The following is a 22,888-nucleotide window of genomic DNA, read 5'->3' as shown; positions in this document are numbered from 1 at the left end:
ACAACCTGTCCGGATTATAAGCGATTATCGAAACAGCCGACAGCGCCTATCTGCCTCGTCGACAGCAAGGAGAAACAGCATGTCCAGCATCCAAAAGTCCGGCACATTCACCCTCGGAAGCCACACCGTGAAACGCCTTGGCTACGGCGCCATGCAGCTTGCCGGCCCGCATGTGTTTGGTCCGCCCAGGGATCGCGATGCCGCACTGGCGGTGCTGCGCGAGGCGGTGTCATCGGGCGTGGACCATATCGACACCTGCGACTATTACGGCCCGCACGTCACCAACCAGATTATTCGCGAGGCGCTGTCGCCTTACCCCAAGGACCTCGTCCTCGTCACCAAGATCGGCGCGCGGCGCGGCAGCGATGCGTCCTGGCTGCCGGCCAATTCGCCTACCGAACTTGAGCAGGCCGTGCATGACAACCTCAGGAATCTCGGACTTGAGGTGCTGGACGTCGTCAATCTGCGCATAATGTTCGGGATGGGGCCGACTGAGGGCTCGATCGAAGCGCAGTTGACAGCGCTTGCCGAGTTGCAGCGCAAGGGACTGGTGCGCCATATCGGCCTGAGCAACGTCACTCCCGCGCAGATCGAGGAAGGCCTCCGGATCTGCAAGATCGTCTGCGTGCAGAACCAGTACAATCTGGCGCACCGCGACGACGACGCGCTGATCGACCAACTGGCGCGGGAAGGCACCGCCTATGTGCCATTCTTCCCGCTCGGCGGCTTCAGCCCGCTGCAGTCTTCGACTTTGTCGCGGGTGGCGGAACGGCTCGGCGCGACGCCGATGCAGGTGGCGCTCGCCTGGCTGCTGCGACGCTCGCCGAACATTCTGCTGATCCCCGGCACGTCGTCGGTCGGGCATCTGCGGGAGAATCTTGCGGCGGCGGAGCTGGAGCTTTCGGCGGAGGTGCTGGACGAGTTGGATGGCGTGGCGAAAGCCGCGTGATTGGCTAATCTCCCCCCTCGTGGGGGAGATTAGCTGCGTCGGCGCCGACGCCTAATTAATACTCGCCGTATGCGCCGGCTCGGCCGGCCGCGCCTCATCTGCATAAGGCACGCGAAAACCATTGGCGGCGAGCCAGCCGATCGCCGCCTTCGGCTCGTCGGTCTGGATGATGGTGGCGCCGCGTTCGGCCCAGAAGCCCCAGGTCTCGGCGGGAAGGCTTGCGGCGACCGCCAGCTCGTCGCCGCGGCCGCCCGACAGGTAGCCGCCCGGCTTGTTGACGATGGCGTAGGTGTCGGCCCAGAGGTGCCAGCCGCCGCGCACGGCAGACGCCCGCATGCGGTTGGTGAACAGCGGTCCGCCCGTCTCCGTCAACGTCTCGGCGCCGGCCCGCCAGTTGATCAGCTCGATCGCACCCGGGGAAAAGACGCGGCCAACCTTCTCGGCGAAGGCGGCGTCGCGCACGGCATCGTCGGCGATGATCGGCATGAACTGGAAGCCGCCGCCGATAGCGTCGATCGCCGCCTTGACGGTGTCGATCCGCTGCTGGTTCCAGAGGTTCTCCTTGACGATGACCTGATCGGCCATGCCGAGATCGCGGGCAACCGCGATCATGCCGGGCAGAGCATGAACGTCGAGCTTGTTGTCGAGGTTGATCAGGATCCGGTCCCTGGTCGCCATCAGCATTTCGCGCAGCGTCGAGACCGGCTCGCTGGTGATGGCGCCGGTGCCCTCCAGGACAAGCCTGCATCTCTTCAGTTCGGCGACAGTATGGTCGACCACCTCGCCCTTGCAGTTGGTGGTGCGGTCGAGCCAGCTGTCATGCATGACGACGAACTCGCCGTCCTTGGAGCGCCTGATGTCGACCTCGACGATCTCGGCACCGAGCGCGATCGAGGCCTCGACCGCGGCGAGCGAATTCTCGGGGTAAGGCGTCTTGCCGGCCTGCATGCCGCCGGCGCGGTGCGCCGCCACCATCACATGGTCGCGCCACTGGTTGGCATGCTCGAAGCGGTCGAGGATCTGCCTGGCGCGCGTTTCGCCGGCCAAGGCATGGCCGATCGAGACCGCGAGCGCCGCGGAAAGCAGAAGGCCTTGCCAGATGGTACGCATCAAGAATCGCTCCGTTCCGGATCGCAGTCCGGTTAAGCGATGCGCATGACAGGGCGGTGAACGAAGCCGGCTATGGGCTTGAACGGATTGGCTTCTCAGATCCGCTTGGCGAGCCGCCGGAACCAGGCCAGGGCCGGCATTTCGACGAAGCGCCAGGTGAACCAGGAGACGGCGATGGTGGCGACGAGCATGGTGAGAATAGCGGCAAAGCCGAGCCATGGCAGATCGGCGCCGAAGCCGGTCGCATGGTCGCCGCGCAGCACGATGTCGCCAAGCAGGTGAAGCCCGAACTTGCGCTCCACCAGCCCGCCGACATTGATCATGCGCGCCTGCACGAAGATGTGGACCATGTAGATGGAATAGGAGAGCGCGCCCAGCATCGGCATCGGCCGGGTGCGCAGGAAGGCGCTGATCCAGCCGCCCTCATGCGCAAAGAGGTAGAGCGCCAGCGCAAACACCAGGGGAGCGGCGATGCCGGCATCGTTGTCTCCGGCCAGCGCGACAAAAACACCGATCACCGCGATCATCACCATCTCGGCCGCCGTCCAGGCGATCCGCGCCCTGCCGTCACCGGCAAGCGCCTGTCGCGCCTCTGCAATGGAATCGTGCTGAAACCATGCCAGCAGCGCGCCGAGCGAGAAGCCGTAGAGGCAGCGGATGAAGCCGAAGTCGAAGGACACGTCCATATGCGTGTGAGAGAAGGCAAGCAGGAAAAGCGGCGCGGTGACGGCAGCGGCCACAAGCCAGATCCAGCTGCGCCGGCCTGCCGTGAAGACAACGGCGGCAAACAGCAGATAGGCGAAGAATTCGGCCGAGATGCTCCAGCTCGGCGCGTTCCAGCTCAGATGATCCTCGACGCCCATGCCTTGCAGCAGGAAGAGATTGGCGACGAGGCTGTTCAGGTCGAAGCCGCCGGTGAACGGCTCGGCACCCGTGCCGTGCAATTGCGGCAGCATGAGCCGCAATTCCTCGAAGGCGGCGAAGGCGGCGAGCATCACGAGATGCAGCGGGTAGATACGGCCGAAGCGGACAGGTGCGAAGCGGGCAAGCTCGACCGGCTCGCTGAGCCGGTTGCCGTAGGAACTGGCGATGACGAAGCCGGACAACACGAAGAAGAAATCGACGAACAGGTAGGAGCCGCCGACAAAGGCGCTTTGCGAGATCGTCGAGTCGGTCGGGAAATGGAACAGTGCCACCAGCAGCGCGCAGATGCCACGCCAGGAATCGAGCGCCAGGAAACGCTCGCTCGCCACGGTGCCGGTCCGGGTCGCCGCCGGCATATGCGCGGGGTTGAGAAAGGCGGTCTGCGTCATGATGATACAATCCTGTGTTGTCGTGGCACTCGCCGAGCGCCATTCCCGTTTCCCCACTCTGTGACTGGCATGTTGCGTGCCGGTTCTGTAGTTGTGGCAACCCGCTGAAAACCGAGGACCCGTAATGGCGAACCAGAACATCGACCATGCCTTCACCGCCCGCTCCAAGACGGGCGCGTCCTTCGAGCCGACCTATGCCGGCGCGCTGTCGTTCATGCGGCGCAGATACACGAAGGACGTGAGGGGCGCGGACGCGGTGGTGTGGGGCATTCCCTTCGATGCCGCCGTCACCAACCGGCCGGGCGCACGCTTCGGGCCGCAGGCGATCCGCCGCGCCTCGGCGATCCTCGACAACGACCCGCAGTACCCGTTCTCGCGCGACCTGTTCGAGCACCTCGCTGTTGTCGACTACGGCGACTGCCTGCTCGACAGCGGCAACCATCAGAAGACACCCGGCACGATCGAGCGCGAGGCGGCCAAGATCCTGAAATCAGGCGCCTTCCTGTTGTCGCTCGGCGGCGACCATTTCGTCACCTGGCCGCTGCTCAAGGCGCATGCCGCCATCCACGGACCGCTGGCGATGGTGCAGTTCGACGCCCATCAGGACACCTGGCCGGACGACGGCAAACGCATCGACCACGGCTCCTTCGTCGGACGCGCCGTGAAAGAAGGCATCATCGATCCCGATCGCTCGATCCAGATCGGCATCCGCACGCACGCCCCCGATACGTTCGGCATCAAGATCCTCTACGGTCACGAGGTCGAGGAGATGCGAGCGTCCGACATCGCCTATGCTATCGTCGACCGTACCGGCGGCAGGAAGACCTATCTCACCTTCGACATCGACTGCCTCGACCCGGCCTTCGCACCGGGCACGGGCACGCCGGTCGCCGGCGGCCCGTCCTCGGCGAAGATCCTGTCGACACTGCGCCAACTCGGCCAGATCGACATTGTCGGCGCCGACGTGGTCGAGGTTGCGCCCGCTTACGATCATGCCGATATAACGGCGATCGCGGGCTCCATGGTGGCGATGCATTATCTGGGCCTGGTCGCCGAGCGGAAAGCCCGGCTCGAGGACCTAAACAACGGCAATACTGTTGCAGTCAATCACGCTCAGGGCATATAGCGCTGAAATCGCAGGGACTTTTCAAGGCAATGAAACCGAAAATCTTCATCGACGGCGAACACGGCACCACCGGCCTGCAGATCAGGGCGCTGCTGGCCGAGCGGGGCGACCTGGAGATCATCTCGATCCCCACCGAGCGCCGCAAGGAAACTGCGGCGCGGGCCGAGTTCCTTAATGCCGCCGATGTCGCGATCCTGTGCCTGCCGGACGCCGCCGCCAAGGAAAGTGTGTCGCTGATCGAGAATGACACCACCCGGGTGATCGACGCCTCGACCGCGCATCGCGTTGCCGCCGGCTGGGAATATGGTTTCGCCGAAATGGACAAGGACCAGGCGAGGAAGATCGCCAACGCGAAGCGCGTCGCCAATCCCGGCTGCTGGCCGCAGGGGCCGATCGCGACGCTCAGGCCGCTGGTGTCGGCCGGATTGCTGCCCGCAGATTTCCCGATCACCGTCAACGGCATTTCCGGCTATTCAGGCGGCGGCCGGCCGATGATCGAGGACTATGTCGGCAAGGGCGAGGACGCGCCCGAATTCCTGCCCTACGGGCTGACCCTGCAGCACAAGCACGTGCCGGAGCTCAGGACCTATGCCAAGCTTTCGCACGACCCGATCATGCAACCGGCGGTCGGCAATTTCGCGCAAGGCATGATCACCGTGGTGCCGCTGCAACTCGGCGGCCTCGAGCGCGTGCCGACGGGCGCCGAGATGCACGCCGCGCTGGCCGATCATTTCACTGCGATCGAGGGTGGCGTGGTCGAGGTCGCGCCCTACACGCATCTGGAGCGCATCCCCGAGGTCGATCCGGAAATCTACAACGGCACCAACAAGATGAAGGTCTACGTCTTTGCCAATGACGAGCGGGCGCAGGCGCTGCTGGTCGCCGTCTACGACAATCTCGGCAAGGGCGCGTCGGGCGCCGCCGTGCAGAACATGGACCTGATGCTCGGCCTCACCCCGTAAGCAGGCATGCCGGAATTTCCGAAGCGCTGGAAAGTCAGCGCGCCCGAACTCATTGCCGAAACCTTCTCCAGCCGCATCCCTTACGGAAACCACACCGGCGGTAGGGATAGACGTATCCCAGCCGCAACCAACGAGACGCCTACACCGACAAGGAGCACGTACCTGCGCTTCATCGGCGGTCTCGTCGGTAGCGGATAGGCACCCTTGGTGCCGCGCCAGTGCGCGGCGGCAAATCCGAGCAGGATCAGCGCGAAACCCTGATGGGTCAGCGCCATGTGCAGCGGCACCTGCATCAACAGCGTGCCGATGCCGATCGAGGCCTGCACCAGGACAATCAGGAACAGCAGCGTGGCGCGGCGCGCATGGGTGGTTCCCGGCAGACGCCGGCGCGTCGCGATCATGTGCCAGAGCGCGACCGCAAAGACCGTGTAGGCGCCGATGCGGTGGACGAACTGCACCGTCTTCGGGTTCTCGAAGAAGTTGCGCCAGGCGGGCTCGAGCAGAAGCAGATCGCCTGGAACGAGCCTGCCGTCCATCAGCGGCCAGGTGTTGTAGCTCAAACCGGCGTCCAACCCGGCGACCAACCCGCCGAGATAGATCTGCACCAGCGCCAGCAGCACGATGACGCCAGCAAGCCGCTGCGTCGAGCGATCGGCGGCGGGCTCGGAATGCGGCGCCAGCCCCCGCGCCACTACCATAGTCGCGGTGAAGATCAGCGCCGCCAGCGTGAGATGCGTGGCCAACCGGTATTGGCTGACCGAGACGCGGTCGACCAGGCCGGACGCGACCATCCACCAGCCGATGGCGCCCTGCAGGCCGCCGAGCAGCAGGATGCCGACGAGCTTCGGCCCAAGGCCGCGCTCAATACGGCGCGTCGCCCAGAAGAACAGCAGCGGCAGGGCAAAGACGAGGCCGACGCTGCGCGCCAGGATGCGGTGTACCCACTCCCACCAGAAGATCGACTTGAACGCCTCGATGCTCATGCCCTTATTGAGCTCGGCATATTGCGGGATCTGCTGGTAGCGCTGGAACTCCTCCTGCCACTCGGCGTCGTTGAGCGGCGGGATGACACCGTGGATCGGCTGCCATTCGGTGATCGACAAGCCGGATTCGGTAAGCCTGGTGGCGCCGCCGACCAGCACCAAGGCGAACAGCACGAGAAGCACGAAATATAGCCAGCCGCGCACCTGCGCCCGGTTGCGCAGGTCGCGATCGCGGGCGGCATAGGGTGCGGCAGCAGTGATGGCGGCCATGGTTGTGTTCCGGCAATTGAGGTCGCGGGATTGGTGGACCAAGGCAGCCCCGGTGGCAAGGCCGGGCAGCGCGGCACGCCGTCGCGCCGCCAATGACAGGTTGCGTGCACCCTGCGATCGGCCTAAGCGATAGCCGTCAAAGAGATCGCGACATGCCCATTCGCCTCAAAAAGCTGATCGGAACCGTGCTGCTGGTTGCGCTGGTCGTCATCTACGCGCTGGTGGCGTCGATCGTGGCGGTTGCCCAACTGTCGGAATCGAGTCCGCTGGTGCATCTCCTGTTCTTCCTGTTGAGCGGCCTGCTGTGGGTGCTGCCGGCGATGGGCATCATCAAGTGGCTGATCATCGAACCGCGGCCCAAAGGCTGAAGTCCGGCGCCTGCAAAGGGCGCAAACGGGAATGTGATGTGATTGCGCGCGCCGAACACATCTCGCTACTTCCACAAGTGTTGATGCTCCGGGCCGGCCATCCGCGACGGTGACATGAAGTTGACCGCGGCGCCGGCACCGGCGCATGAAGTCCAGCGTTCCTTGCGACTCCCAGGACCAGGATCATCGCGCCGCTCCACCTTCCCGCTTGACGCACACATATCTCAATGGTTATACGTCAATCAATAGCCACCGGGTTATCGATCCCATGACGAATGCCCACGACGCGCTGTTCAGGACACTTGCCGATCCGACCCGGCGCGCCATCTTCGAACGACTGTGCCAAAAGGGAGAGCAGACCGTGGGCGCCCTTACGGCCCAGTCCGGGGTGTCGCAGCCAGCCGTGTCGAAGCATCTCGGCGTCCTGAGGCAGGCAGGGCTGGTGCGCGACCGCCATGAGGGACGGCAGACCCACTATAGCGCGCAGCTAGGCGCGCTTGCTCCCCTGATGGATTGGACACGCCAGATGGCCGGCTTCTGGGAGAGCCGGTTCGACGACCTCGAGGATCTGCTCAAAAGAATGGACCAATGATCAATACTGCAACCGAAACCCGCTCCGTCGTCGTCGAGCGGGAGATACCTTATCCGCCGGAAAAGATCTGGCGCGCGCTGACGCAACCGCATCTGATCGAGGAGTGGCTGATGAAGAACAACTTCAAGCCGGTCGTGGACCATCGTTTCAGTGTCAGCGCGGACTGGGGCGGCGTCGACTGCCAGGTCCAAACGGTCGAGCCCAACAAGACGCTGTCCTACAGTTGGGACACCAAGGATCTCGAGAGCGTCGTCACCTGGACGCTCACCCCCACGAGCACGGGAACCCATTTACGCATGGAGCAGACCGGCTTCCGGCCGGATCAGCAACCCTACTACCGGGGCGCCACCGTCGGCTGGCCGAGGTACCTTGCAGCCCTGGAGCAGGTGCTGGCGCGGATGGACTGAAGTCTACCGGCAGTTCAAGTCAAGCCCACGTTCACCACGCGCTATGCCGCGCACGATGCCAATGGAGGAAACAGAATGAAGATCAAGCTGACCAAAGTGTATGTGGACGACCAGGAAAAGGCCCTCGCCTTCTACACCGACGTTCTCGGCTTCACCAAGAAGGCCGATTTCAGCAACGGGCCGTTTCGCTGGCTGACCGTCGCCTCGTCCGACGAGCCGGAGGGCACCGAGCTGCAGCTGGCGCTGAACGACAATCCCGCGGCCAAGTCCTACCAGCAGGCCATGTTCAAGCAGGGCCAGCCCGCCGTCATGTTCTTCACCGACGATATCGAGAGCGACCACGAGCGCCTCAAGGCACGAGGCGCCGCCTTCGCCATGGCGCCGACCACGGTCACCGGCTCGACCATTGCGCAAGTGAACGACAGCTGCGGCAACCTGGTCCAGATCACCCAGCTGGCGCGCTGGTAGCGCGGGCTTTTCCGCTCATTTCTCAGAGGAGGTCGTATTGAACTTTAGCCAGTGGATTCGGCAAATTCACCGTTGGCTGTCGATCGTCTTTACGGTGACCGTCATCGCCAACTTCGTCGCCATGGCATTGGGGGAGCCGCCCGCCTGGGTGGTATACTCGCCGCTCTTGCCGCTCTTCCTGCTGCTGTTTTCCGGCCTCTATATGTTCGTGCTGCCCTACACCGGCAAGTCGCGTAGCGAGCAGCGCGTGGGCGGATAGGGACGGATGGCGAAGACGCGTGGACAATCGAACGCCAAGCGGGCCGGCACAGAGCCGGTCCTGCTTTCAGGCGGCAACCCGCAGATCGCCAAGGGCTATGGCGACGCCCCGGTGCAGGCCTATATTGCCGCCATGCCGGGGTGGAAGCGCGATGTCGGCCGCCGTCTCGATGCGCTCATCGCGCGCGCCGTCCCCGGCGTCGAGAAGGCGGTCAAATGGAACTCGCCGCTTTACGGGGTCGAGGGCCAAGGTTGGTTCCTCGGCGTTCATTGCTTCGCGAAATACGTCAAGGTCGCCTTCTTCCGCGGCACGTCGCTCAGCCCGCTGCCTCCAGGCGAGTCCAGGACCAAGGAAACGCGCTACCTCGACATTCGCGAGGACGATCAGGTCGATGAAGCCCAGGTCGCCGAATGGGTGAAGCAGGCCAGCCGATTGCCCGGCGAACGGATGTGACCGGACGACGGCTACGTGGCGCAACAACAACACGAAGGGAGTGACAGCCAACCATGAACAATAGCGCATCGCCGGAAAGCAAGTCTCCTTCGCAGCTGATAGACGCCAGGATCGAGGAGTTGGGCGACTGGAGGGGCTGGATGCTCAGCCAGCTCCGCGGCCTGATCAAGGAGGCCGATCCCGACGTCGTCGAGGAGTGGAAATGGAGAGGCGTTCCCGTTTGGGAGGACGCCGGCATGATCTGCACGGGCGAGACCTACAAGGCCGTGGTCAAGCTGACCTTCGCCAAGGGGGCTTCCTTGGAGGATCCCTCCGGTCTCTTCAACTCCAGCTTGGAGGGCAACACCAGGCGCGCCATCGATTTCCACGAGGGCGATGCGATAAACGCCGAGGCTCTGAAGGCGCTGGTTCGCGCGGCTGTGAGCCTGAACAAGTCCAAGGCCAGGAAATAATCCGCAGGATCGACCGGCGGCAGCCAAGGTCTGTTGAGATTCAGGTCAGGCCGAGTCGAAAACGGTGATTTCCGAGAACCGGAGCGGAGCGTACTTAGAGTACGTGAGCACAGGAAGCGCAGGAAAGCGCCGTTTGCAGGCTGGCCTCACCTGAATATCAACAGACCTAGATCGTCACCACCATTTTGCCGGCATTGGCGAGCGGCGTCGTCACGCCCGACAGCATTGTGCGGATATGGGCGACGCTCTGGTAGCGGCCATTGACCGAGATGCGCGGCAAGGCATGCAGGAAGCCGGCATGCTCGGCGCGCAGCACGCCATGGCGCGTCGTCACCGCCGAGACGTAGCCGGCATCGCGGGCAAAGCCCACTTCGCGGCAGCCGACGGCGCTGGCATAGCCATAGGGATAGGCAAGATGGCGCGGCTCCTGGCCGAGCTTTTCCAGCAATATGCGCCGGACATCGCCGATCTCATGCCGCGCGTCGGCCTCCGAAAGCCGTTTCAGGTTGAGATGGTTGACGGTGTGAGCGCCGATCGTCACCAGCCCGTGCCCGGACATGGCCCGGATCTCGTCCCAGCTCATCAGCGTGCTCGGGCGCTTTGTCGCCAGATCGATGCCGTTCACGCGCGCAAATTCGCGCAGCGTCGCTCGCTGGTCTTCCTCGCGCACCTCCACCGTCAGCCAGCCATGCAGGCGAGCGTTGGCCTGGAGTTTCTTGCCGCGGGTCGAGCAATCGATCGTCACCGAGCCGTTGGGGGTCGGCAGCGTCAGCCGGTCGCGCGCGTTGACGATATCCTCGATCACGTCCCACCAGAGGTCGGCGGCGCCGTCGATCAGGCCGGGCGCGACATAGATGGTGATGGGTGCGCCGTGCTTTTCCAGCACCGGCAACGCTTCGGTCATGTTGTCGCGATAGGCGTCGTCGGCGGTGATGGTGGCGAACTGGCCGCCCTTGCCGCCGCACGCGACGCGTTCGATCGCCTCGTCCAGCGAGACGAAGGCGTAGCCTTCGGCCTTCATGTCGGCGATGAGGGCATCGAGGAAGCCGGGCGCAATGTTCAGGTGACGGTTGACGCCGTTCGGCTTCTCCGGCGTCGCGGTGACCCGGTGCAGCATCAGAATGGCGCCGATGCCGCCGACAAACGGCTTCGCCAGTGGCGCAAGGCCGGTGTAGCGGGCGAGGTTCAGCGCCAGTTTCCGGATTGCCTCGCCCCCGTCGATCATTCCTTCACCTTTTGCGCCTAGGCTCATCCAAGCACGGAACGCGCCCACGCGTACCCCCTGACTGGGACCAATACGCCTTAAGGATTGAGGTATGGTTGACGCTAGCGCGTCATTTGACGGCAATCGGCTGGCCGCGAGCGAGACGTCGCCACGCACCTCGCCGGTCGGTCAGGCCGGCCTGTCGGTTACCGTCGGCGACGCTGCGGCGCTTGCAACTTATGCGGGATTCTGCGGTTCTGCGCTGTTTGCGCCGGCGCAAAGTGACGGCTGGATCCGCAACTGGGCGCGAGCGGTTCATCCCGACATTGTCGTCGCGGCACTCCATATGGAAGACGAGCCGGTGCTTGCGCTGGCCCTTGAAGTCGTTCGTCGTGGACCATTCCGCGTCGCCCGCTTCATGGGCGGCCGCCATGCCAACGGCAATTTCGCCGCCGTCGCACCGGGCTGGCTGCCAATGGCCAACGCCGCGGCGATGCGTTCGATGCTGGCGGGCATCGCCAGGGCACGGCCCGACATCGACCTGATCTCGCTGGAGCGGCTGCTGCCCGACCTTGACGGCGCCGCCAATCCGCTCGCCGCCCTGCCCCATTTTCCGAGCCCGAATCTATCGCTCGGCGTCGATCTCGACGGCGGCTTCGACGCCTTGCTGGCGCGCGCCAGCGGCAAGCGCAAGCGCAAGAAGCACCGTTCGCAGACGCGCAAATTCGAGGCGGTCGGTGTCTTCCGCCGCATCGAGGCGCGCACGCGCGAGGATGTGGACAGGCTGCTCGATGCCTTCCTCGAAATGAAGGAGGTCCGCTTCCGCAAGATGGGCATCGCCAATGTCTTCGGCGAGCCGGAAGTTCGTGCCTTCTTTCGCGCCTTGTTCAGCGAAGCGCTGGCCGAAACAAAACCATCCTTCGTGCTGCACGGGCTTGAGGTCGCCGGCAAGTTGCGCGCCGTCACCGGATCGAGCCTGTCGGGCAAGCGCCTGATCTGCGAGTTCGGGGCGATCGCCGAGGATGATCTCGCCTTCACCAGCCCCGGCGACTTCCTGTTCTTCGACAACATCCAGGAAGCCTGCGAAACGGGCTTCGCCGTCTATGACTTCTCGGTCGGCGACGAGCCCTATAAGCGGCTCTGGTGCGATGTCGAGACGCAGCATTTCGAGGTGATGGCGCCGTTGACGCTGAAAGGCCGCGCGCTGGCGCTGGCGATGCGGCAGGGCGCACGGATAAAGGCCTTCATCAAGAACAGCCCGCTCATCTGGAAGCTGACCAAGATGCTGCGCCGCAAGGCCGCCGGACAGGCGGCCCCTGCGAGCGAGGACGACAGCTAGCCATATAGAAGCGCTGGGATCGTGGAGCTCTGCGCCGGCGGGCGGCCGGAGCAGATCCCTGTCTTATGCCGCCGTGCGCCGTCCCGGGACCGGCGTTCCCGGCGACTCGTGGCCGAGCGGCGTCACCAAGGTAAGCTCGGGATAGCCGTTCTCGATCAGCTTGACCGCGGCCTGTGTCACCTCGTCGTCCGCCTCCAGCATCGAGAGGAAGACCTCTGTCGCCTCGCCCGCCAGCCGGCTGATGCCTTGCGCGTCGGCCGGGCCGCATTCGACCACGACAAGGTCGTAGGCGGTGGTCAGCGACTGCATGATGATCGGCAGCCGGTCGGCGGCGCGCATGGCGCGGGCAGGATCGGCGGTGCCGACCGGGATCACGTGGCAGTCCGAGTAGAGATCGGCGTGGATGACGTCGCTGAACTGCGCCTCGGAGGCAAGCAGATCGGTGATCCCCGGGAAAAGCGCGCTGTCCAGCATTGGTCGCGAGGCGGCGCCCGAAGCGGTGAGGTCGAGCAGCAGCACGCGCAGGCCGGCGTCCGAGACCTCGCGCGCCACCAGCACGGCCGAAGCGGCGGCCTCGTCGCCTTCCGGCGACACGAATATGGCCCGCGCGGCACCCGAGGCGATCAGCTTCTCCGCCGCCTTCTCGATGTCGATCTCGCCCAGCGCCGAGGGTTTCGGCGCGGCGCTTTCGTCCAGTGCGTCCGCTGCGGTGGCGGCCTCCGGCTGAACCTCTCGATCAGCCAGGCGATCCCTGGCCAGCCCGGCATCGACAAGTGCCGGCTCGACGCGGGCAACCGGCATCTCGACCTGCTCGATTCGCCCGAAGCGGGCGCCGGCGGCCGGGCGCATGGCGCGGCCCGAGAACAATTCCCCAAGAAGCGTCGCGATCGCCATCAGAAGCAGCGAGGCGACGAAGGCGGCGCCGACGATCGGCACGATCTTCGGGAAATACGGCTCCGACGGCGTCACGGCGCGCGAGAAGATGCGCGCATCGACCGGCAGATAGTTACGGTCGCTGCGCGAGGACGCCTCGCGATAGCGGGTCATGTAGGATTCGAGCAGCTGGCGCTGGGCGTTGGCGTCGCGCTGCAGCGCGTCGAGCTCGACCTGCTGCTCGCCGGCGCGCGCCGATGCGGCCTTCAGCGTGTTGACGTCGCCGAGGAGCTGGTTCTCGCGCGCCTGGGCCGTCTGCGCCTGAGTCGCCAGGCCCTTCATGATCTTTTGCGCCTCGTTGCGAATCTGGCCGTCGAGATCGGCAAGCTGCGATTTCAGGGCGCGGATGCGGGGATGATTGTCGAGCAAGGTGGTGGAGAGGTCGGCGATGTTGGCCCGAAGCTCGACCTGCCGCTCGCGCAGGCGCTGGATCAGGTCGGAGTTCAGCACTTCCGGCACCGCGTCCAGCGAACCGCCGCTTTGCAGCGCCTTGCGCACGCTGTCGGCGGTCGCCTCGGCGGCGGCGCGATTGGCGCGCACCCGCGACAGTTCGGTGGACAGTTCGGAAAGCTGCTGGGTGGCCAGCACCGCATTGTTGCCGCCCATCAGCAGATCCGATTGGGCGCGGAAGTCGGCGACCTTGGCCTCGGCATCCTTGACCCGCTTCGACAGGTCGGCGATCTCAGGCGCCAGCCAGTCGGTGGCGGCGGCGTTCGATTCCAGCTTGGCGTTGCCCTGGACGGAAATGTAGGTGTCGGCGATGGCGTTCGGAATGTCGGCGGCGAGCCGAGGATCCTCAGAAGAAAACTCGATGACGATAACGCGAGATTTTTCAACGCTGTACACGTTGAGCTTCTCGCGCATCTTCTTCAGCACGCGCTCTTCCGGCGGGATTTCGTTGGGGTCGCTTTTCAGCCCGACGATGACCAACAGCCGTCTGAGCGCCGACATCTTGGCCGCCTCGTCGAACTCGGGCAGCCGCGACAGGTTGAGCTTGGCGGCCACCTGCTTGAGGATGTCTGTCGAGGCGATGACCTCGACCTGGCTGGCCACGCCCTGCTCATCGAGAATCGGCTTCTCGCTGTCGTTGCTGGTGCCGTCAGGCCGGGTGAAGACCGATTCGCGGGTTTCGATCAGCAGCTTCGTCTCAGCCTTATAGTGCGGCGTGGCGAGCCAGGCGAAAGCGAAGGCCAGACCGGTGACGGCGAGCGCAACGACCAGGATGCGCAGCCAGTTCCTCGCCAGACTGGCGAAGAGCTGCCTGAGATCGACATCGACGTCTGCGGCCGCGGACTGAACGGACATGCATCCTGCTCCGAACTTTGAGTCTAGGATGGACCGTAAACAACTATGGTAACTCAGCCGTTAAGATCAGTACGAACCCCTATTAGAGACGACTGAAGAACATTCAGCAAAGACAGTAGAATAGCTACGCTTTTTGACGACCGCCGCCGCCGCGGACGGCAAACCTTTACCGGCCATTAACCCTAACAGGACGATAACGGATTCCGTTCCCTGGGGTTTGCCGCAACATATGGCGGCCAGCGATGAAGGTTCGTGACCGGCCATGAAAAGCACTGCCTCCCTCTTTCGTGCTCTGCTTGCCGTGTCGATGCTCGCCGGCTGCTCAAGCTACCGGCCGACGCCGGCGGCCTTTCATGAGGTGCTCGACCAGCCCTACCGACTCGGCGCCGGCGACCGCGTCCGCGTCACGGTCTTCGAGCAGGACGGCCTGACCAACACCTACAGTGTCGACCAGTCCGGCTACATGTCCTTGCCGCTGGTCGGCGCCGTGCCGGCGCGCGGCCACACCGCCCAGCAGCTCGAGAAGGAAATCGCCGACAAATTGCGGCAAGGCTATCTGCGCGATCCCGATGTCTCGGTCGAGATCGACCGCTACCGGCCGATCTTCGTCATGGGTGAAGTGGGTGCTGCCGGCCAGTATTCCTATGTGCCGGGCCTGACGGTGCAAAAGGCGATCGCGATCGCCGGCGGCTTCTCGCCGCGCGCCAACCAGGAAAGCGTCGACATCACCCGCGACATCAACGGCAAGGTAATGACCGGACGGGTGGTCACATCCGATCCGCTGCTGCCCGGCGATACCGTCTACGTCCGCGAACGGCTGTTTTGACAACCAACGTGGCGAACCAATTGCGGATCGTCCATTGCTTTCGCTCACCCGTCGGCGGGATATTCCGGCACGTGCGCGACCTGACCGAGGCGCAGATCGCTTCGGGTCACTCAGTCGGCATTGTCTGCGACTCGACCACCGGTGGCGAATTCGAGGAACGGCTGTTCGAGGGCATGACGGACAGCCTGGCGCTCGGCATCCATCGCACGCCGATGCAGCGCCATGTCGGGCCGGGCGACCTCGCCTCGGCCTGGCGCACCTACCGAATCATCAAGGAATTGCGGCCGGACGTGCTGCACGGGCACGGCGCCAAGGGTGGCGCCTATGCCCGGCTGTTCGGCTCATTGTTGCGGGTATCCAGGTCTCGCGTAGCCCGCCTTTATTCGCCGCATGGCGGCTCCCTCCACTATGACGAAACCACGGCCACCGGAAAGCTGTTCTTCGCGCTGGAGCGCTTCATGGCGCGCTTCACCGACTGCCTGCTGTTCGTCTCCGACTACGAGCGCCGCACCTGGCGCAGGAAGGTGGGCGAACCACCCATCCCCAACACGCTGGTCTACAATGGCCTGCGCGCGGTCGAGTTCGAACCGGTGGGGAGCGTGCCCGACGCGGCCGACCTGCTCTATATCGGCATGATGCGCGACCTCAAGGGTCCCGACATCTTCATCGATGCGCTGGCGCTGGCCGGCAACAGGCTTGGCCGACGCTTGAGCGCCGTGATGGTCGGCGATGGCGACGACCTGCCGCGATACCACGAACAGGTGAAACGGCTCGGCCTCGACGGCCATGTCCGCTTCCTGCCGCCGATGCCGGCCAGGGACGCCTTCACGCTGGCGGAGCTGATCGTCGTGCCATCCCGCGCCGAGGCCATGCCCTATATCGTGCTGGAGACGCTGGCCGCCGGCAAGCCGATGATTGCCACCGCTGTCGGCGGCATTCCGGAAATTTTCGGCGAAACCTCCCGCGCCTTGATCCGGCCCGACCCGAACCAGCTCGGCGACAGGCTGAGCGACGCGCTAGCCGATCTCGGCGCCTACCAGCGCCTGATGCCCGGGGCGCCCGACCTCAAGGCACGCTTCGGCGCCGACGTCATGGCGGCGGAGATCGAGAAGGCCTATTTTGCCGCGCTTCGGCGCTAGAGCGTGGTCGGCTTGATCTCAAGTATTTTTCACGCCGATCAGCGCCCTTTTCCTCAACGCTGGGTGGCAACCGCTTCAAAGCCATCGGTTGTCTCAAGGGTTTCTTAGCTCTCTTTTGCTATTCAGCTGAGCGAAGCCCGCGGACAATCCAATGAACGAGATCGACCCCGCACACCGCTTTTCCATGGACGCGGTACGCAAATTCGACGGCCCTGCCCCGAGCGAAGCATCGAGCAGCCTCAACGATGTGGCGCGCCAGGTCGCCTCGCAATACCGGCGCGATACGATGTCGCCGATCATGGTCAGCGGCGTGCTGCGCATGGTCGAGTTCGCGCTGCTGTTCCTGTCGGGTCTCTGCGTCTATGTCTACTATGTCGGCTTCTTCAAATATCTCGCCTGGCAGTACCCGCTGACGATCGCCGCGGCCTCGTTCCTGGCGGTGGTGCTGCTCGACGTCACCGACAGCTACCAGGTCTCGGCCCTGATGCGGCCGATCGCCAATTTTGGCCGCGTGCTCCTGGTCTGGGCCGGCACTTACGCGCTGATGGCGCTGACGGCCTTCATCATGAAGATTTCGGAGGATTACTCGCGCCTCCTGTTCGGCACCTGGTTTGTCGTCGGCTTCGTGCTTATCTTCGGCCTCAGGCTGGTGATGTCCAACCTGATCCGGCGCTGGGCCCGCGACGGACGCATGGAGCGGCGCGCCGTCATCGTCGGTGGCGGTAAGTCGGCCGAGATGCTGATCCGCTCGGTCGAGAGGCAGCCCTACAACGACATCCGCATCTGCGGCATCTTCGACGATCGCGGCGACAAGCGCTCGCCGCCGATCGTCGCCGGCTATCCCAAGCTCGGCAACATTTCCGAGCTGATCGACTTCGCGCGCATTGCCCGCATCGACATGCTGATCGTGTCGCTGCCGCTGACCGCCGAATCGCGCGTGCTGCAGCTGCTGAAGAAGCTGTGGGTGCTGCCAGTCGACATCCGGCTGTCGGCGCATTCGAACGCGCTGCAATTCCGCCCGCGCGCCTATTCCTACATCGGCTCGGTGCCGATGCTCGACATATTCGACAAGCCGATCAACGACTGGGATTCGGTCGCGAAGCGCGCCTTCGACATCCTGTTCTCGATCATCGGCATCATCGTCTTCTCGCCGGTCATGCTGGCGACGGCGATCGCCATCAAGCTCGACAGCAAGGGGCCGGTGCTGTTCAAGCAGAAGCGGCACGGCTTCAACAACGAGGTCATCGAGGTCTACAAGTTCCGTTCGATGTACACCGACCGCTCGGACCCGACCGCCAAGCAGACGGTGACCAAGAACGATCCGCGCGTCACCCGCGTCGGCCGCTTCATCCGCAAGACCTCGATCGACGAGCTGCCGCAGTTCTTCAATTCGCTGTTCGGCTCGCTGTCGCTGATCGGTCCGCGTCCGCATGCGATCGCCGCCCAGTCGCACAACCTTCTCTACAACGAGGTGGTCGACGGCTATTTCGCCCGCCACAAGGTCAAGCCCGGCGTCACCGGCTGGGCGCAGATCAATGGCTGGCGCGGCGAGATGGACACCAATGAGAAGATCCGCATGCGCACCGAATACGACCTCTATTACATCGAGAACTGGTCGCTGCTGTTCGATCTCAGGATCCTGTTCCTGACCCCGGTGCGGCTGCTCAACACGGAAAACGCCTATTGAGCGCGGTGGCCCATGAGCTGCCGGCGGCCGCGGTCAACAAGTTGCCGCCCCAGGCGGTCAACAAGTTGCCGCCCCAGGCGGTCAACCAGTTGCCGCCTCAGGCGGTCAACGCCAAGCTGGCGGCGCTGATTGCATCGGCCGCGGTGTTCTTCGGCGTCCTGCTTTCCGGCTTCGTCATCGACGAACCGGCGCCTTACGACCTCTTCATGGTCTGCCTGATCGCGGTGTGGGCGCTGTTCGGCCTGCGGATCTCGCGGGCGGCGGTGCCGCTTCTGGTGCTGCTGATAGTGATGAACATCGGCGGCATGATCTCGATGACGCAGATGGCGAACCTCGCCAACACGCCGCTCTATCTTGCCGTGTCGATGTTCCTCGCCTTCACCGCGATCTTCTATGCCGCGGTCACGTCGGTGCAGCCTCGTCTCTACCGGCTGATCTTCACCGCCTATGTGGTGTCGGCGGTGCTGACCGCGCTGCTCGGCATTGCCGGCTATTTCCACGCCTTCCCGGGAGCGGAGGTCTTCACCAAATACGACCGCGCCGCCGGCGCCTTCCAGGACCCGAACGTGTTCGGGCCGTTCCTGGTGCTGCCCGGCGTCTACCTGCTTTATCTGCTCCTGACCGGCCCCGTCGCGCGCATGCCGCTGGTCGCCGCGCCGCTCCTGGTCATCACCGCCGGCATCTTCTTTTCCTTCTCGCGCGGCGCCTGGGGCATGTTCGCGGTTTCGGCCGTGCTGCTGACCGGCGCACTCTTCCTGCAGAGCAACAGCGGCAAGTTCCGGCTGCGCGTGGTCATCATGACGGTCGCCGCCATGGCGCTGCTTGTCATCGCCATGGTCGTCATCCTGCAACTGCCGGGCGTGGCCGAGATGTTCTCCAGCCGCGCCCATCTCGAGCAAAGCTACGACACCGCCCGCCTTGGCCGGTTCGCCCGCTACACGATCGGCTTCCAGATGGCGATGGAGCATCCGTTCGGCATCGGCCCGCTGGTGTTCGGCACCATCTTTGGCGAGGACACGCACGACATCTGGCTGAAGATGCTGATGGACTACGGCTGGCTTGGCTTCATCTGTTTCCTGACGCTGACAGTGTGGACGATCGTGGCCGGCTTCCGCATCCTTCTGCGCGACCGGCCCTGGCAGCCCTATCTCTTGTGCGCCTATGTCGCCTTCATCGGCAATATCGGGCTCGGCACCTTCATCGACATCGATCACTGGCGCCATGTCTACCTGCTGCTCGGCCTGATCTGGGGCGCGATCGCGCTCGAATACCGGCATCAGAAGACTTAGGCCGGAGACAAGCGCGAACGTCATCTCACCCATCCGTCACACTCCAGCCCGGACGGACGTGTGCGCGCAATGGGCCAAGCAGTTTTCAACCAAGGCTGAACGAGAGCTCATTGACGTAGCGTGTCCAGCGCCCTTTTCGCTTCGATGAGGTCGACGACCGGATATCTGGATTCAAGCGCGTCAATTTTAGATCGAAGCCGCACTTCTGCCTCATGGACACGACCTTGTAGCGCGAGAATTGGTGCAAGTTGCGTTATGGCGCGGAGTTCAAAAAGTCGCGCTTTCTGCCGCTTTGAAGTAGCAATCGCTGTTTCGAATAGGCGCGCGGCACCAGCTAGGTCACCTTTGCTCGCGGCGATTTGGCCACGAAGCCGGAGGCATTCTGCCAGGTAGCTTGTCTCGTCCGTGTCGAAAACGAGTGTATCGACATCATCAAGCATTTGCGATGCGTCTTCGATGCGACTGGCCCTCAGGAGAAGACCACAAAGTTCGCATGCTTTCTCAGGGGTATGAAATACGACGCCGTGCCCACGCCAAAGAACCAAACTCTCCCGGACGTCATCGATGCCGGCATCCAGTTCGCCTAAATGCGAGCGGGCATGACCACGCCACCTAATGCCGCTGCCTCGACGCGCCGTGTAGCCATGCAGTTCGCAAATCTCGACGATCTTCGTAGCGTTCTCAAGGAGTTCCTCGTATTGACCAAGTAGCGCGCACAATTGGCACTGCACGAGAAGATGCCACGCGAGGTCGAAAGGCTTGTCGAGCTGGTCAAAATAGCGCATCAGGCGCTCTTTCTCTTCGACTGCAGCATCAAAGAAACCCAATATGATCAGCGATTCGCTGAAATATGCTTGGGCAGAGACACGTTGATCCGCACCGGCGAACGAAATACGATGACTTGGGTCAACGCGATCAATCAGATCTAAGGCCTTGCGCAAGGCCTCTGCTGCCAGCGGCTCTTCTCCTCGGTTGGAATGAGCGATCCCCTTTGTTGCCCAAAGACCACTCAGATGGGCCGTTGGAAGGAGATCGGCACAGTTTGCGAGCTGCTCTTCGGCCAGGGTCAGGTAATCGTGATTGCGCCCAGTGGCATAAAAAAATGGAGCGAGTGAAAGCGCAACGTCACATTGCAATTCGACCGATGCAGTCTTCGCGGCTGCAAGACGTGCGTCTTCAAGCGTCTTCCCAAGGCGCTCAGAACGATACCCTTCTGCCTGCATCAAGGCATTGGCCATCGCAAGATGGAGACGCGTCACCCGTTCGGCGCCGCCGGAGACGTCGCCAAGTCTCCTGCTGCAATCAATAGCACTGGCAAAGTGCGACACGGCTTCCCGGGTTGCCGCTCTGGCCAGAGCGGCCTCTCCCGCCTTTTGCCAGTGATCGACCGAGCTCGCCCAATCCCCCGCTTCCTGAAGGTGGTGCGCAAGGAGCTCGGGTTGCGCTTCGGTGATTTCGATCCACTGTTCCTCTAACATATCTGCGACCCGCTTATGTAGCTCCTGGCGCTTGGCGCGCAGCAGCGTGCCATACGCTGCGTCCTGAACGAGCGCATGCTTGAAGAGGTAAGTGGCCAGTGGACGAGTCCCGCGGCAGAACACCAGACCGGCGCCGACGAGTTGATCCAGTGCGCCATTTAGCTCAGCGGCATTTCGCTGTGCTACCGCTGCCAGCAATTCGTAGGAGAACTCCCGACCGAGAACCGCGCCAATTTGTGCGACCTCCTTAACGGCTGAGCCGAGGCGATCGAGCCGCGCCATCAACGAGGCATGCAGCGTGGCGGGAACGTTCAACACCGTCGCACCAGCTCTTGAGAGCACTGTCCTGGCGTTCCCGCCCTCCAATACTGCCTTGGTCAGCTCCTCGACGAACAGCGGCACCCCATCCGTGCGCTCGATGATCTCTGCGACAAGGTCGCTCGGCAGCTCTCCGGTGCCTACGACCCGCTGGACCAGCGCAGCACCTTCACGACGGTCGAGTCGATTGAGGACAAGAACCGTGACGTGCGCCTGCCCGGTCCACGGTGGTTGAAACTCGGGGCGAAAGGTGAGGAGAAGCAGCACTGGCAAGCGCGGCACTCGCTCGATGACCAAGTCGAGCAGCTCGCGCGAGCTGGGGTCGATCCAGTGGACATCCTCGAAGAGCATCAGCAGCGGACCTTGTCGCGCCAAGCCTTGGAGGTGCCGAAGCAGCGCCTCGAAGGTCTTTTCCTTCTTACGTTGGGGTGTCAGCTGGACAGGCGGAAAGCGACCTTCGGTCGGCAACGACAGCAGCTCGGCCAGCAGCGCCACGTCCTCCGACGAGGCCGGGGCAAGCAGGGCCGCAAGCTTATCCAGCTTCCCCGACATGTCGTCGCGCTCGAACCCAGCTGCGCGTCCGAGCTGCGCAATGATCGGATGGAGCGCGCTGTCTTGGTGGTGCGCTGAGCAGAAATAGCGCAAGTAGGTGCGCGGCTCATTCTGGATCCGCTCCTGCAAGGTGACAGTGAGGCGCGATTTTCCTATGCCCGGCTCACCTGAGAGCAGTACCACGCGACCTTCGCCACTTTTGGCGCGATGCCAGTGACGCTCCAGCAGGTCGACCTCCTCCTGACGTCCGACCAGCGGCGTGGGGGTTGCCCCGTGCAGCGCCTCGAAGCGGCTTTCGACAGCGCTCTCACGAGTCACTTGATAGGCGTGGATCGGCTCCGGAAAGCCTTTCACCTCGACGGAGCCAAGATCGTGATATTCGAAAAGATCGCCAACCAGCTGCCGCGATTGCGGCCCGATCACGACCGTGTCGGGTTCGGCGAGAGCCTGCAGGCGGGCAGCGAGGTTCGGCGTCTCGCCCACCACGCCGCGCTCCTGCCCATCGCCGGCGGAGATCAGATCGCCAACGACGACCTGCCCGGTGCCGACGCCGATACGAACCCGCAATGGCTCGGGCTCTTGGAGTCGCCTAACAGCATCGACGAGAGCAAGACCAGCGCGCACAGACTGTTCCGCGTCGTTCTCGTGCGCTTGCGGGTAGCCGAAATAAACCAAGACCCCGTCGCCCATATACTTGGCGACAAAGCCGCCAAAGTGAGCGACCGTATTGGCGACACAGCGGTGATACGCTCCGATGATCTCGCGCAGGTCCTCCGGATCCAGACGCGACGCGAGCGCCGTCGATCCAACGAGATCCACGAACATGACGGTCAGCTGTCGACGCTCCGCGCCTAGGTCCTGGCGGTTTTGAGCCACGATGTCATCGGTGCTCGGGGCGGGACGGCTTGATGCCATCCCCAGCCTCACTACCGCCTTACGAAATCGCTTGCGATGACCAAGCAGCATACCGAGCTTCTCGAGGTCGGCATCGGTCAGCTCCGGCAGAACTTCCGCGTCGATGGCGTTATCGCGAAATGCCTGCTCGTATTGCTGGAGCCCGAGGCCTCGCAACCAGACGGCAACGTCCACACCAGCTCTCCCAACGA

The 22,888-nt window shown here is 63.8% G+C and carries 21 protein-coding genes; 15 read left to right on the top strand and 6 right to left on the bottom strand.

Features of this window, described 5'->3' with window-relative positions:
- Positions 1-79: 79 nt before the first annotated feature.
- Positions 80-949, top strand: coding sequence for an aldo/keto reductase family oxidoreductase (locus EN857_RS24605; protein ID WP_128276449.1), 870 nt, complete (start codon positions 80-82; stop codon positions 947-949).
- 51 nt (positions 950-1,000) lie between these two features.
- Here EN857_RS24605 and EN857_RS24600 read toward each other — a convergent pair whose 3' ends face one another.
- Together EN857_RS24600 and EN857_RS24595 are read right to left on the bottom strand one after the other, a co-directional pair.
- Positions 1,001-2,059 carry a glycerophosphodiester phosphodiesterase family protein gene (locus tag EN857_RS24600; RefSeq protein ID WP_127392210.1) on the bottom strand — a complete coding sequence of 353 codons (1,059 nt, stop codon included), beginning with the start codon at positions 2,057-2,059 and terminating at the stop codon, positions 1,001-1,003.
- 95 nt (positions 2,060-2,154) lie between these two features.
- Positions 2,155-3,372 carry an acyltransferase gene (locus EN857_RS24595; RefSeq protein ID WP_127392209.1) on the bottom strand — a complete coding sequence of 406 codons (1,218 nt, stop codon included), beginning with the start codon at positions 3,370-3,372 and terminating at the stop codon, positions 2,155-2,157.
- A 124-nt stretch (positions 3,373-3,496) separates the two neighbouring features.
- Between EN857_RS24595 and speB the strand changes: the two genes are divergently transcribed.
- Positions 3,497-4,498 (top strand): agmatinase, encoded by a 1,002-nt coding sequence (gene speB, locus EN857_RS24590; protein ID WP_127282135.1) that lies wholly within the window; start codon positions 3,497-3,499, stop codon positions 4,496-4,498.
- Between the two features lie 29 nt (positions 4,499-4,527).
- On the top strand, positions 4,528-5,460 hold the full coding sequence (argC, locus tag EN857_RS24585; protein ID WP_127392208.1) for an N-acetyl-gamma-glutamyl-phosphate reductase: 933 nt from the start codon (positions 4,528-4,530) through the stop codon (positions 5,458-5,460).
- Positions 5,461-5,540: 80 nt separating this feature from the next.
- Here the strand turns inward: argC and EN857_RS24575 are convergent, their stop codons facing one another.
- Positions 5,541-6,713 (bottom strand): COX15/CtaA family protein, encoded by a 1,173-nt coding sequence (locus tag EN857_RS24575; RefSeq protein WP_245509026.1) that lies wholly within the window; start codon positions 6,711-6,713, stop codon positions 5,541-5,543.
- 152 nt (positions 6,714-6,865) lie between these two features.
- Between EN857_RS24575 and EN857_RS24570 the strand changes: the two genes are divergently transcribed.
- The 7 genes from EN857_RS24570 (at position 6,866) to EN857_RS24540 (ending at position 9,712) form a co-directional block, all read left to right on the top strand.
- Complete coding sequence (locus EN857_RS24570; protein ID WP_126054916.1) at positions 6,866-7,081, top strand: DUF2842 domain-containing protein; 216 nt, start codon at positions 6,866-6,868, stop codon at positions 7,079-7,081.
- 268 nt (positions 7,082-7,349) lie between these two features.
- The gene (locus EN857_RS24565; protein WP_127392207.1) at positions 7,350-7,673 is read left to right on the top strand and encodes a metalloregulator ArsR/SmtB family transcription factor; all 324 of its coding nucleotides are present in this window, start codon (positions 7,350-7,352) and stop codon (positions 7,671-7,673) included.
- A complete protein-coding gene (locus EN857_RS24560; protein WP_127392206.1) occupies positions 7,670-8,080 on the top strand; it encodes an SRPBCC domain-containing protein in 411 nt (136 codons plus the stop codon). The genes EN857_RS24565 and EN857_RS24560 overlap by 4 nt, the downstream gene beginning before the upstream one ends.
- Before the next feature lie 75 nt (positions 8,081-8,155).
- A complete protein-coding gene (locus EN857_RS24555) occupies positions 8,156-8,548 on the top strand; it encodes a VOC family protein (RefSeq protein ID WP_127392205.1) in 393 nt (130 codons plus the stop codon).
- A gap of 37 nt (positions 8,549-8,585) precedes the next feature.
- On the top strand, positions 8,586-8,807 hold the full coding sequence (locus EN857_RS24550) for a hypothetical protein (RefSeq protein ID WP_127392204.1): 222 nt from the start codon (positions 8,586-8,588) through the stop codon (positions 8,805-8,807).
- Between the two features lie 6 nt (positions 8,808-8,813).
- Positions 8,814-9,260, top strand: a complete 447-nt coding sequence (locus EN857_RS24545; protein ID WP_127392203.1) for a DUF1801 domain-containing protein — start codon at positions 8,814-8,816, stop codon at positions 9,258-9,260.
- 53 nt (positions 9,261-9,313) lie between these two features.
- Positions 9,314-9,712 carry a DUF1801 domain-containing protein gene (locus EN857_RS24540; RefSeq protein ID WP_127392202.1) on the top strand — a complete coding sequence of 133 codons (399 nt, stop codon included), beginning with the start codon at positions 9,314-9,316 and terminating at the stop codon, positions 9,710-9,712.
- A gap of 166 nt (positions 9,713-9,878) precedes the next feature.
- On the opposite strand, the gene EN857_RS24535 is transcribed toward EN857_RS24540, so the two are convergent.
- The gene (locus EN857_RS24535) at positions 9,879-10,937 is read right to left on the bottom strand and encodes a polysaccharide deacetylase family protein (protein ID WP_127392201.1); all 1,059 of its coding nucleotides are present in this window, start codon (positions 10,935-10,937) and stop codon (positions 9,879-9,881) included.
- A gap of 91 nt (positions 10,938-11,028) precedes the next feature.
- On the opposite strand from EN857_RS24535, the gene EN857_RS24530 reads away from it, so the two are divergent.
- Positions 11,029-12,255, top strand: a complete 1,227-nt coding sequence (locus tag EN857_RS24530; RefSeq protein WP_127282144.1) for a GNAT family N-acetyltransferase — start codon at positions 11,029-11,031, stop codon at positions 12,253-12,255.
- 63 nt (positions 12,256-12,318) lie between these two features.
- Here EN857_RS24530 and EN857_RS24525 read toward each other — a convergent pair whose 3' ends face one another.
- Positions 12,319-14,493: an exopolysaccharide transport family protein gene (locus tag EN857_RS24525; protein ID WP_128346371.1), complete on the bottom strand. Its 2,175-nt coding sequence runs from the start codon at positions 14,491-14,493 to the stop codon at positions 12,319-12,321.
- Between the two features lie 262 nt (positions 14,494-14,755).
- Here EN857_RS24525 and EN857_RS24520 point away from each other — a divergent pair, with 262 nt between their 5' ends.
- The 4 genes from EN857_RS24520 (at position 14,756) to EN857_RS24505 (ending at position 19,434) form a co-directional block, all read left to right on the top strand.
- Entirely contained in the window at positions 14,756-15,319 is a 564-nt protein-coding gene (locus EN857_RS24520) for a polysaccharide biosynthesis/export family protein (protein ID WP_127282146.1), read from the top strand.
- 8 nt (positions 15,320-15,327) lie between these two features.
- A complete protein-coding gene (locus EN857_RS24515) occupies positions 15,328-16,458 on the top strand; it encodes a glycosyltransferase family 4 protein (protein ID WP_127282147.1) in 1,131 nt (376 codons plus the stop codon).
- 151 nt (positions 16,459-16,609) lie between these two features.
- A complete protein-coding gene (locus tag EN857_RS24510) occupies positions 16,610-18,145 on the top strand; it encodes an undecaprenyl-phosphate glucose phosphotransferase (RefSeq protein ID WP_127282148.1) in 1,536 nt (511 codons plus the stop codon).
- An 89-nt stretch (positions 18,146-18,234) separates the two neighbouring features.
- Complete coding sequence (locus EN857_RS24505) at positions 18,235-19,434, top strand: O-antigen ligase family protein (RefSeq protein ID WP_127392056.1); 1,200 nt, start codon at positions 18,235-18,237, stop codon at positions 19,432-19,434.
- A 107-nt stretch (positions 19,435-19,541) separates the two neighbouring features.
- On the opposite strand, the gene EN857_RS24500 is transcribed toward EN857_RS24505, so the two are convergent.
- On the bottom strand, positions 19,542-22,871 hold the full coding sequence (locus tag EN857_RS24500) for an AAA family ATPase (protein WP_135859287.1): 3,330 nt from the start codon (positions 22,869-22,871) through the stop codon (positions 19,542-19,544).
- Positions 22,872-22,888 lie beyond the last annotated feature (17 nt).

It is taken from the genome of Mesorhizobium sp. M4B.F.Ca.ET.214.01.1.1, from assembly GCF_004791545.1.
In the GTDB taxonomy this organism is placed as follows: Bacteria; Pseudomonadota; Alphaproteobacteria; order Rhizobiales; family Rhizobiaceae; genus Mesorhizobium; species Mesorhizobium abyssinicae.
This window is presented reverse-complemented; position numbering and strand designations above follow the sequence as displayed.

Bases quoted from the DNA above. Each gene is read 5' to 3' on its own strand.
- EN857_RS24605 (WP_128276449.1), top strand. From the start codon at position 80: ATGTCCAGCATCCAAAAGTCCGGCACATTCACCCTCGGAAGCCACACC.
- EN857_RS24600 (WP_127392210.1), bottom strand. From the start codon at position 2,059: ATGCGTACCATCTGGCAAGGCCTTCTGCTTTCCGCGGCGCTCGCGGTC.
- EN857_RS24595 (WP_127392209.1), bottom strand. From the start codon at position 3,372: ATGACGCAGACCGCCTTTCTCAACCCCGCGCATATGCCGGCGGCGACC.
- speB (WP_127282135.1), top strand. From the start codon at position 3,497: ATGGCGAACCAGAACATCGACCATGCCTTCACCGCCCGCTCCAAGACG.
- argC (WP_127392208.1), top strand. From the start codon at position 4,528: ATGAAACCGAAAATCTTCATCGACGGCGAACACGGCACCACCGGCCTG.
- EN857_RS24575 (WP_245509026.1), bottom strand. From the start codon at position 6,713: ATGGCCGCCATCACTGCTGCCGCACCCTATGCCGCCCGCGATCGCGAC.
- EN857_RS24570 (WP_126054916.1), top strand. From the start codon at position 6,866: ATGCCCATTCGCCTCAAAAAGCTGATCGGAACCGTGCTGCTGGTTGCG.
- EN857_RS24565 (WP_127392207.1), top strand. From the start codon at position 7,350: ATGACGAATGCCCACGACGCGCTGTTCAGGACACTTGCCGATCCGACC.
- EN857_RS24560 (WP_127392206.1), top strand. From the start codon at position 7,670: ATGATCAATACTGCAACCGAAACCCGCTCCGTCGTCGTCGAGCGGGAG.
- EN857_RS24555 (WP_127392205.1), top strand. From the start codon at position 8,156: ATGAAGATCAAGCTGACCAAAGTGTATGTGGACGACCAGGAAAAGGCC.
- EN857_RS24545 (WP_127392203.1), top strand. From the start codon at position 8,814: ATGGCGAAGACGCGTGGACAATCGAACGCCAAGCGGGCCGGCACAGAG.
- EN857_RS24540 (WP_127392202.1), top strand. From the start codon at position 9,314: ATGAACAATAGCGCATCGCCGGAAAGCAAGTCTCCTTCGCAGCTGATA.
- EN857_RS24535 (WP_127392201.1), bottom strand. From the start codon at position 10,937: ATGATCGACGGGGGCGAGGCAATCCGGAAACTGGCGCTGAACCTCGCC.
- EN857_RS24530 (WP_127282144.1), top strand. From the start codon at position 11,029: ATGGTTGACGCTAGCGCGTCATTTGACGGCAATCGGCTGGCCGCGAGC.
- EN857_RS24525 (WP_128346371.1), bottom strand. From the start codon at position 14,493: ATGTCCGTTCAGTCCGCGGCCGCAGACGTCGATGTCGATCTCAGGCAG.
- EN857_RS24520 (WP_127282146.1), top strand. From the start codon at position 14,756: ATGAAAAGCACTGCCTCCCTCTTTCGTGCTCTGCTTGCCGTGTCGATG.
- EN857_RS24510 (WP_127282148.1), top strand. From the start codon at position 16,610: ATGAACGAGATCGACCCCGCACACCGCTTTTCCATGGACGCGGTACGC.